A 3,273-nucleotide genomic window follows, 5' to 3' on the forward strand; every position below is an offset into this window, starting at 1 on the left:
TCAAACCGCCCGTCGCACCATCAATTCCTTGATCTTGCCGATCGCCTTGGTCGGGTTGAGCCCCTTCGGGCACACGTCGACGCAATTCATGATCGTGTGGCAACGGAACAGACGATACGGATCTTCCAGGTTATCGAGGCGTTCGCCCGTCGCCTGATCGCGGCTATCCGCGATGAAGCGATACGCCTGCAGCAAGCCCGCCGGTCCCACGAACTTGTCCGGGTTCCACCAGAAGCTCGGGCACGACGTCGAGCAGCTCGCGCACAGAATGCACTCGTACAAGCCATCGAGTTCATCGCGCTCGACGGGCGACTGCAGACGCTCCTTCTCGGGCGGCGGCGTATCGTTGATCAGATACGGCTTGATCGAATGATACTGATTGAAGAACTGCGTGAAATCGCAGATCAGATCGCGCACCACCGGCAGACCCGGCAGCGGACGCAGCACGATCTTCTGCGGCAGTTCGTTCAGATTCGTCAGGCACGCGAGGCCGTTCTTGCCGTTGATGTTCATCGCGTCCGAACCGCACACGCCTTCGCGGCACGAGCGACGGAACGACAGCGTCTCATCGACTTCTTTCAGTTTCACCAGCGCGTCGAGCAGCATGCGTTCATGCGTCAGATCGAGCTCGTAGCTCTGCATGCGCGGCGCTGCATCCTTGTCCGGATCGTAGCGATAGACTTCAAAAATTCTCTTTGCCATTTCGATTTCCTTGCGCTTTCCTTAGAAGGTACGCGCCTTGGGCGGCACCGATTCGACCGTCAGCGGCTTCATCTGCACCGGCTTGTATTCGAGGCGATCGCCTTCGCTGAACCACAGCGTGTGACGCATCCAGTTCTCGTCGTCGCGATGCTCGTAGTCGCTGTGCGCGTGCGCGCCACGGCTTTCCTTGCGCGCTTCGGCGGAAACCATCGTCGCGCGTGCGACTTCGATCAGATTCGCCAGTTCGAGCGCCTCGACCTTCGCGGTGTTGAACACCTTCGACTTGTCCTTCAGATGCACGTGCTTCACGCGCTCGGCGAGTTCGGCGATCTTGCCGACGCCTTCTTCGAGCAGCTTCGACGTGCGGAACACGCCCGCATGCGCCTGCATCGATGCGCGGATGTCGTTGGCGATGTTCTGCGTGTACTCGCCCGACGTCGACTTCTCCAGCACCGCGAGACGTTCCATCGCGAAGTCGGCGGCATCGGCCGGTAGCGGCTTGTGCTCCTTCAATTCCTTCGCGTGCTTGATGATGTGATTGCCCGCCGCGCGGCCGAACACGACGAGATCGAGCAGCGAGTTCGTGCCCAGACGATTCGCGCCGTGCACCGACACGCACGAGCATTCGCCAACAGCATAGAAGCCGTTGACCGGATCGTTGTAGCCCTTCGCGGTGCCCACGACCTGACCATGCATGTTCGTCGGAATGCCACCCATCTGATAGTGGATGGTCGGCACGACCGGAATCGGCTCCTTGATGCAATCGACGTTCGCGAACTTCAGCGCAATCTCGCGAATCGACGGCAGACGCTTCATGATCGTCTCCGCGCCGATGTGCGACAGATCGAGCAGCACGTGATCCTTGTTCGGACCGACGCCGCGGCCTTCCTTGATCTCCTGATCCATCGAACGCGAAACGAAGTCGCGCGGCGCGAGATCCTTCAGCGTCGGCGCATAGCGTTCCATGAAGCGATCGCCATTCGAGTTACGCAGAATGCCGCCTTCACCGCGCACGCCTTCGGTAATCAGCACGCCCGCGCCGGCGACGCCGGTCGGGTGGAACTGCCAGAACTCCATGTCCTGCAGCGCGATGCCCGAACGCGCGGCCATGCCGAGGCCGTCGCCCGTATTGATGAACGCATTCGTCGATGCCGCGAAGATACGGCCCGCGCCGCCCGTGGCGAACAGCGTCGTCTTGCCCTCGAGGATATAGACCTCGCCCGTTTCCATTTCGAGCGCGGTGACGCCGAGCACGTCGCCATCGGCGTCGCGGATCAGATCCAGCGCCATCCATTCGACGAAGAAGTGCGTCTTCGCAGCCACGTTCTGCTGATACAGCGTGTGCAGCAACGCGTGACCGGTACGGTCGGCGGCCGCGCAGGCGCGTTGCACGGGCTTCTCGCCGTAGTTCGCCGTGTGGCCGCCGAACGGACGCTGATAGATCGTGCCATCCGGATTACGGTCGAACGGCATGCCCATGTGTTCCAACTCGTACACGGCGTTGGGCGCTTCGCGGCACATGAACTCGATCGCATCCTGATCGCCGAGCCAGTCGGAGCCCTTGATGGTGTCGTAGAAGTGATAGTGCCAGTTGTCTTCGCTCATGTTGCCGAGCGATGCGCCGATGCCGCCTTGCGCGGCCACCGTATGCGAGCGCGTGGGGAACACTTTCGAGAGCACCGCGACGGACAGACCCGCGCGCGCGAGCTGCAGCGATGCGCGCATGCCCGATCCGCCCGCACCGACGATGACCACGTCAAAGCGACGACGCGGCAGGGAAGTCTTGATTGCAGCCATGTTCTTTAAACTCTCCAGAGAATCTGTGCAGCGTAGCCGGCGCATCCGACGAGCCAGAGGATCGTCAGCACTTGCAAGAGCAGGCGCAGACCCATGGGCTTCACGTAGTCCATCCAGATGTCGCGAATGCCGACCCACGCGTGATAGAAGAGGCAAAGCAAGGCTACGAAAGTCGCAAGCTTCATCCACTGGGTCGCGAAGATGCCCGCCCAGCCTTCATACGAGAAGTTGTGCGCCGCGAAGAACCAGAAGAGAAGAATGACGGTGTACACGGCCATCACGACCGCGGTGATGCGTTGCGCGAGCCAGTCGCGCAGACCATAGTGCGCGCCGACGACCAGGCGCTTGGGGCCGACCCGATTTTGCGTTGCCATGTTTAGAACACTCCGAAGATCTTGAGAGCCATCGCGAGCGTGAGCAACAGCGAGACGATCAGCACGATGAGCGCGCTTTGCTTGCCGCCTTGCTTGTTCACGCCGACGTGCGTGTCGAGCAGCAAGAAGCGGATACCCGCGCAGAAGTGATGCAGATACGACCACGACAACACGAGCGTGATGATCTTGACGATGGGGTTGGCGAGAAAGCCCTTGAACGCGTCGAACGAGATTTCCGACGTGAGGCTCTGATCGAGCAGATACAGGATGAACGGCAGACACACGAAGAGCAGCAGGCCGCTCACGCGATGCAGGATCGATACCTTGCCCGCCAGCGGCAAGCGATACTTCGCGATCTGACCGATCCCGATGTTCCGGTATTCCGGCCTTGGTTTTTTTA

At 60.9% G+C, this 3,273-nt stretch carries 4 protein-coding genes; all 4 read right to left on the minus strand.

Translation table 11 applies throughout. From position 1 onward, the window contains the following. A complete protein-coding gene (locus tag NCS67_RS31750) occupies positions 1-702 on the minus strand; it encodes a succinate dehydrogenase iron-sulfur subunit (protein ID WP_008354056.1) in 702 nt (233 codons plus the stop codon). A gap of 21 nt (positions 703-723) precedes the next feature. Beyond that, positions 724-2,499, minus strand: a complete 1,776-nt coding sequence (gene sdhA, locus NCS67_RS31755; protein ID WP_008354057.1) for a succinate dehydrogenase flavoprotein subunit — start codon at positions 2,497-2,499, stop codon at positions 724-726. 5 nt (positions 2,500-2,504) lie between these two features. After that, positions 2,505-2,873 (minus strand): succinate dehydrogenase, hydrophobic membrane anchor protein, encoded by a 369-nt coding sequence (sdhD, locus tag NCS67_RS31760; RefSeq protein WP_008354058.1) that lies wholly within the window; start codon positions 2,871-2,873, stop codon positions 2,505-2,507. A 2-nt stretch (positions 2,874-2,875) separates the two neighbouring features. Continuing rightward, a partial coding sequence (sdhC, locus tag NCS67_RS31765) for a succinate dehydrogenase, cytochrome b556 subunit (protein ID WP_250437927.1) occupies positions 2,876-3,273 on the minus strand: 398 nt, incomplete at its 5' end.

The sequence above is a fragment of the Caballeronia sp. ATUFL_F2_KS9A genome, from assembly GCF_023630765.1.
GTDB lineage: Bacteria > Pseudomonadota > Gammaproteobacteria > Burkholderiales > Burkholderiaceae > Caballeronia > Caballeronia zhejiangensis.

What these genes read in the sequence shown, in the direction of transcription:
- sdhA (WP_008354057.1), bottom strand. Translation starts at nt 2,499, where the DNA reads ATGGCTGCAATCAAGACTTCCCTGCCGCGTCGTCGCTTTGACGTGGTC.
- sdhD (WP_008354058.1), bottom strand. Translation starts at nt 2,873, where the DNA reads ATGGCAACGCAAAATCGGGTCGGCCCCAAGCGCCTGGTCGTCGGCGCG.
- NCS67_RS31750 (WP_008354056.1), bottom strand. Translation starts at nt 702, where the DNA reads ATGGCAAAGAGAATTTTTGAAGTCTATCGCTACGATCCGGACAAGGAT.